This is a genomic window from Amycolatopsis regifaucium (assembly GCF_001613935.1).
GTDB lineage: Bacteria > Actinomycetota > Actinomycetes > Mycobacteriales > Pseudonocardiaceae > Amycolatopsis > Amycolatopsis regifaucium.
The window spans coordinates 1-5,928 of record NZ_LQCI01000040.1; the positions used below are offsets into that span (position 1 = coordinate 1).

5 protein-coding genes and 1 pseudogene are annotated in these 5,928 nt (G+C 65.1%); 1 reads left to right on the plus strand and 5 read right to left on the minus strand.

Annotation, left to right across the window (positions count from 1 at the left end):
* Window positions 1-888 precede the first annotated feature (888 nt).
* Together AVL48_RS30860 and ligD are read right to left on the minus strand one after the other, a co-directional pair.
* Window positions 889-1,137: a hypothetical protein gene (locus tag AVL48_RS30860; RefSeq protein ID WP_061990401.1), complete on the minus strand. Its 249-nt coding sequence runs from the start codon at window positions 1,135-1,137 to the stop codon at window positions 889-891.
* A 106-nt stretch (window positions 1,138-1,243) separates the two neighbouring features.
* Entirely contained in the window at window positions 1,244-2,830 is a 1,587-nt protein-coding gene (gene ligD, locus AVL48_RS30865; protein ID WP_061990399.1) for a non-homologous end-joining DNA ligase, read from the minus strand.
* A gap of 321 nt (window positions 2,831-3,151) precedes the next feature.
* On the opposite strand from ligD, the gene AVL48_RS30870 reads away from it, so the two are divergent.
* Complete coding sequence (locus AVL48_RS30870; protein ID WP_061990397.1) at window positions 3,152-3,331, plus strand: hypothetical protein; 180 nt, start codon at window positions 3,152-3,154, stop codon at window positions 3,329-3,331.
* Window positions 3,332-4,188: 857 nt separating this feature from the next.
* Here the strand turns inward: AVL48_RS30870 and AVL48_RS38715 are convergent.
* The 3 genes and pseudogenes from AVL48_RS38715 to AVL48_RS39705 all read right to left on the minus strand — a co-directional run.
* Window positions 4,189-4,746, minus strand: coding sequence for an SMI1/KNR4 family protein (locus tag AVL48_RS38715; protein WP_074038288.1), 558 nt, complete (start codon window positions 4,744-4,746; stop codon window positions 4,189-4,191).
* 106 nt (window positions 4,747-4,852) lie between these two features.
* Window positions 4,853-5,149 carry a DNA/RNA non-specific endonuclease gene (locus tag AVL48_RS40880; RefSeq protein ID WP_074038282.1) on the minus strand — a complete coding sequence of 99 codons (297 nt, stop codon included), beginning with the start codon at window positions 5,147-5,149 and terminating at the stop codon, window positions 4,853-4,855.
* A pseudogene (locus AVL48_RS39705) lies at window positions 5,149-5,928 on the minus strand (hypothetical protein); the annotation flags it as partial. The pseudogene AVL48_RS39705 and the gene AVL48_RS40880, both read right to left, overlap by 1 nt.

Below are 5,928 nucleotides of genomic sequence, written 5' to 3' on the forward strand. Positions count from 1 at the left end.
ACCACACAATCATCCGTGGCTTACACGGAAATCATGACAGGGCCACAGAACGGGCTTGTGCTGCCGCCGCTCAGCCCTCGCCGCGGGCTCTACTATGGACATGAGCGCCTCGAACGGCCCGAGTGGACGTGCCTGATTGGTGCGACGTCCGGAAGCGCTGGAACGGCAACTACGCCTTATCACCGACAACCTCACCGGACCCGTCATTCCGGACTGCGGCCACATCACTCCCCTGGACCGGCCCCCCGAGATACTCAACCTCGTGGTGCCCTTCCCCGCCGCCGATCAACCCGCCGGATCACGCGATCACCCACCCTCGCCCGTGACCACTCCCTCGTCGGCAACGTCGCCAGAGGTAGCAGAAACTGGGCACGTTCACCCGTACATGAACGGGCGGACAACTCCGTGTGCCGACACAAGGGGTGTCGGCGTGTGCCCCGGGGTTCCTGGCCGATGGTTCGGTCGGTGTCGGGAGGTCCAGTGCGCGGGCGAGGGCTGCGGTGACCGGGGGCGGCGTGGCGGGGGCAGGTTCCGGGCGGCCCAGTCGGCTCGTGGTCAGCGGGGCCGTACGGTCCCAGACAGTGGGCATTCCGTGTTCATGGCCGAAAACTACTTCCGCCTTCCGCGAACCTACAACCGTGTGGCCAGACGCCAGCCGTCATCACCGCACTGACAGGACGCACGCCTCACCGTTCACCATGACCTCGCCCCGCAGAACGGGGCGCCTGAGGGATGCCCTGATCGGGTGTCTCCCGATGCCGGTGCGCAACCGCATCCGTCCCACTCATGGCGTTCGAGCGACGTGTCAACGATGTGCTGCGGCTGTCCGCCCGGTTCACTGCCGGAGCCGCGAGCCCGGAAGGCCTGTCGCGGAGCACTTGCCGTCGATCAAGCTCCCCGTTCGACGATCATGGTGTTCAAGGTGGCGGCCACCGCCTCGAGTTCGCCGTCGCCGGGCTCCGGTCCGCCCGACAATCGGGACCGCAGTTCCGCCTGGGTCGTCACTTCAATCGCGCCGGATCGGTTGTCGTCGTCCGCGGCGGACACGACCCGCACCTGTCCTTCGATGAGGATCAACGTGGGATCCGGCAGCTCGGATTCGAGCAGCCGCCGCAGATCTCCGATGGTCACCTTCACCGCGTCACTCCCTCGCACCGCCGTTGCCGAACGGACATCGCATACCCGGCGCGGAGACCCCCAAACCCACGGATCGCACCGCCGGCGGGGATGGTCTCGTCGCGAACTACCAGCCGGGGAGCTCCTGCTCCACGCCGAGCAACCCCGCGAACGGGTCGCCCCGCTCGGCCAGGCGGCCGGGCACGTCCCGGATCGTCCACCGGGCGGAAGTGAGCTCGGGATCATCCAGCTCCTTCCAGTCGAGCGGGACCGACACCGGCGCACCCCGCCGCGGCCGCACGCTGTACGGCGCCACCAGAGTCTTGTTGAGCGCGTTCTGCGTGTAATCCAGCCGGGCGCGGCCGTCGCGTTTGTCCTTCGACCAGGCCCAGCTGATCAGGTCCGGAAGCACCCGGCCGATCGTCTTGGACACGGTCTCCGCCCACTCCCGGGTCTGCTCGAAGGTCGAGCGCGGTGTGATCGGCACCCACACCTGGATTCCGCGCTGCCCGGTCACCTTCGGTCTGCCGATCAGGCCGAGATGGTCAAGAGCAGTGCGATGCAGCCGCGCCAGCTCCAGCACTTCTTCGAAGCTCGTCGCCGGGCCCGGGTCGATGTCGAACAACACCCACGTCGGGTGATCGACGTCGTCACCTCGCGATGTCCAGGCGTGCAGTTCCAGTGCGCCGTAGTTCGCCAGCCAGGCGAGTGAAGCGAGGCTGTCGGCCACGACATAGCGTTGGCTCTCCCCCTTCGTGGCACGTTCGTTGTGCCAAGTGTTCAGCCAATCCGGAGCGTGGGACGGAACCTCCTTCTGCCAGAACCCGGGTTCGGTGACGCCCTGCGGGAAGCGATGGGTGTTCAGCGGCCGGTCCGCGAGGTACGGCAGCATCGCCGGTCCGACGGTGACGTAATATCGGACGAGGTCCCGCTTCGTGACCGGTCTTCCGCCGTCGGCAGCGGGAAAGAGCACCTTGTCGAGATTGGTCAGGGTGAGCTCCCGCCCGGCGACCGACCATCTTCCCTTCGGACCGAGGCCATCGAGAGCCGCCAGCTCGTCCGGGGTCGCCGCTTCCCAGGTGGCGCTTACGGCGACCTCCGCCTCCGCGGCGGGCCGGTCACCGTGCCACAGCGCGTCGGGGGCGGCCGCGACCTCGTCGTTGGTGCGGCCGCTTTTGACCGAGCGCGGATGGTCTTCGGCGTTCCAGCCGTCGCGGGCGTGGTCGTCGCGTTTGTGGAGGAGGAACCACTGTTCCTTGTCGCCGCCACGGCCGGACCGCACCAGTACGAACCGACCGGCCAGCTTCTCACCGTCGAGGTCGAAGTGAAGGGTCCCGTCTTGGATCGCCCGCGCCGGATCGTCTTCGACCGGATGCCAGACGCCGCGATCCCAGACGATGACGTCGCCGCCGCCGTACTCTCCGCGCGGGATCACGCCCTCGAAGTCGGCGTATTCGATCGGATGATCCTCGACGTGGACGGCGAGGCGCCGGGCCTTCGGGTCCAGCGTCGGCCCCTTCGGTACCGCCCAGCTCACCAGGACACCGTCGAGTTCCAGCCGGAAGTCGTAGTGCAGTCTGCGCGCCCGGTGCCGCTGGACCACGAACCGATGACCGCCCGGCCGTGCCGTGTCGCCTCCCGCCGGTTCCCCGGTGCGGGCGAAATCACGCATCTCCTGGTAACGCCGCAACTTGCGAGCAGGTGCCGCCGTCATGGGGAGGGAATACCCACTCCGCGGCCGGTCTAGCTTTTAATCCGGCCCGGACATGTGCGGCGGGCATGCTCAAGGTCAACGGAGGCCTCACAGCACTCGCTACCGACCTGCCCGCCGCGATCATCGCCGACCTCCTCGGCCTCCACGTGAACACCGCCGGCTCTGCGCCGCGATCGTCGACCGCTTGACATCGCCGCCTCGATCATCGAGACCAGCACTGATTCTTTCCGGCTGCGCACCACCCAACGTCGCCGCAGCAACACCCGGGCGACTGACCACCAGCTCGCCGATCGTGTTCGGCTGGCTGGCATCATGACGGGCATGAACGTGGGCGACCAGGTCGTGTTCCTCGACGACGAACCGGAACTCGACCTGACCGAAGGCGCCCCAGCCACGGTGACCACCCTCTACGAACCCGACTACATCGAGTTCCAGCTCGCCGACGGTCGCGTTTTCACCACGCTCGAGTCCTCGTTAGGCCCCGCCCCAACCACAGCCTGACCGCCACCTCCGGCCTGCTGGACAACCTTGTCAGAACGGTGCGTTCCGCCAGTCAACGTCCACCTCGCCGCCTAGCACGAGGCGGATCGCTCCGGCGTCGATCTCGACCCGCTCACCTACCGCGAACACGTCCGACACACCTGCGTTCAGCCGACGGTCTCACACCTCGCAGGCTTCCTTCAGTCCGTGGCGGACCACCACGGCCGGTTGGCTTGCGACCCCGATGAACACCTCGTCCAGCGCCAACACCTCCGGGCGATGCGCGAACGAGGCGGGGTGTCATCGTCACCGCCGGGCCACTCGCCTCGCGAGGACGGAATCGACCGAGCAGCTGCGTGGCCGCTTCCACTCTCGTCCCGACCACGCTGCCTGACGCGATGTGTCGGTGGCCAATGCCTCGATCGACCCACCTCGAGACTTCCTCGATGCCGAGCGGGTACCCCAGCTGGACGGCGTCAGCATCGACGACGTCGCCCATCCGTCCGCCTGCGGCCATAGACAGAATTGTCGATGCGACGCTAACCACGCGCCGCCGCCCTGATGTGCGGAGTGGGCAGCGTGTGCTGGCGCAGCCCCTAGGGAATCCACAGGTTGCGAGGCGGGCGTTATGGACAGCTCGGTGACCCCGGCGTGAGTGAGGGCGCCGACGACCCGGCTGGCGGCGGCGAAGTACCAGAATTGGGCGCCGTTGCTGAAATGGAGGTCTTTGCCGGTGTCGCCATCCTCGATGGCGAGCCCGAGCGATCGCCGCCTCCACCGCTGCGTGCTGAGCGAGGCTCGCCATGCTGCGGGCGTTCTCCGCAGCGCGGGCATCTTCGGCGCCTCCAGCAACCCATCACACCTGGGATAGGCTGCTGTCAAGCTCCCGCAGGCAGATTGAGCAGCCTAAATGATCGGTCTTTCGCGGAGAGGTCCCAGCCGAGAATGTTACGTTCGCTCCTGCTGGTCGCGAGTTCGAGCATCACCGAAGCCATTGAACGTTTTGTCCTCGTCCAGTCATCGGGACTGTGCCGACTCTGATACACCACGTGCCATTTGTCGGGATTGGATGTCCATGGCAGCCAGAAAAGTGCACCCCCCTCGACATCGGAAGCGAACGGAATCACTCCATTGGACTCCGGAAACGGCGGAAAACTATCATACCCCCGCTCCCAGGCTATCCTTGCGCAGACCAAAATCCCGTCAAATCTCGCTTTACACTGAGCTAGGTGCTCAGCGCTCTGGACAGGATTCCAGAAGGTGATCACGTCACGCACCACTCCGGAAGGAAACCGGCCCATGAATTCCTTGTAGTCGGCGGGAAACGGGGTTCCTAACTGTTCTTCGGCCACCTCCCACTCCAGCTCAGGCGATATGGAGCCATCCCAACCGAGCGCAACCGCGATACGATCGACAACGAGACCAGAATCGATCATCTCAACGCAGACTCCTTCATTGAAAGGACACTCGTTCAGACGTATCATGCCAGGCCGATAGTATCGATCTGGCATGATACGATTGCCGCACCTGTCATGACTCGCACTACTGACAGGTAGCCCGTGGCGGATTGGGAACATTCTCCACTATTCCGATACACCGGAATGAGCTTTCCATTCCCCATGCCATGATGTACAGCCTTGCCGGTACCGCATCTCCGGGATTTTTATAGTAGGCGCTGACCCGGTAGTAGACTTTTTCACCCGCGCGTACCGCCCGTGCGATCGGCTCTTCGAGGTCATATCGCATAACGGGCGTGTTCGCCAACTCATACAGCGGCACAATGTTTTGCACATTGTGCACCCCGCCGAACATCGAGGCGATGAGATGCCCCCTGTGCATCAGCCCGTCCTCGTACCCAACAGGCGTGTCCGGCTCACCTGGTTGCCGAGAGCCCACATGGGCAAGGCAAGCGGTTCCTCCAGTGGCGCGGCTCGCGGGCACGTTCTTGTATGTGAAATTCTGCATACGGTCGTTGATGACCCATCCGGTGGTGCCATCGGGGCCCTTCCGGTCGTTGTTCTCCTCGCCAGGGCCAGGCTCGGGAAGCGGGCCGGGGAACGGGTAGGGATCCGCCGCGGATCGCTCACCGGCGGCGCGTGGGGGTCACGCTTAGGTTTCGTCTGCACGTCGCAGGCAGGTCCGGCGTGGCTGTTGGCGGCGACCGTCTTACACCTGATCAGCCGCTGAGCCAGATCTCTCAGGTCGCTGGTCAGCCGTCGTCCCGCGACCTTCAGGTCCTTGAAGGTGCGGATGCCCTTGACGATGCGGACGACGGCGGAGACGGCGTCGGGGATCTTGCTGAGGACGGAGGCGATCTTGAGGATGGGCAGGGCGTTGATCACGGTCATGACGCAGGAGATGAAGTCGCCTTCGGTGAAGCAGCGTTTGGCGTCGTTGTAGCCGATGATGTCGAGGATAATTTGCCCGCCCTCGGCGGCGATGAAATCGAGCAACGGTTTGTTGGCTTCTGCGCGGGCGCGGTTGTACTCGTCAACAGCGGCTTGTCCCTTCTCAGTCCGCAGCGCCTCTGCTTCCGCTGCGGTCAGCGCAGGGATTCCGCTGTCATCGGTGATGACCGGCCCTGTCATGATTTCCGTGTAAGCCACGGATGATTGTGT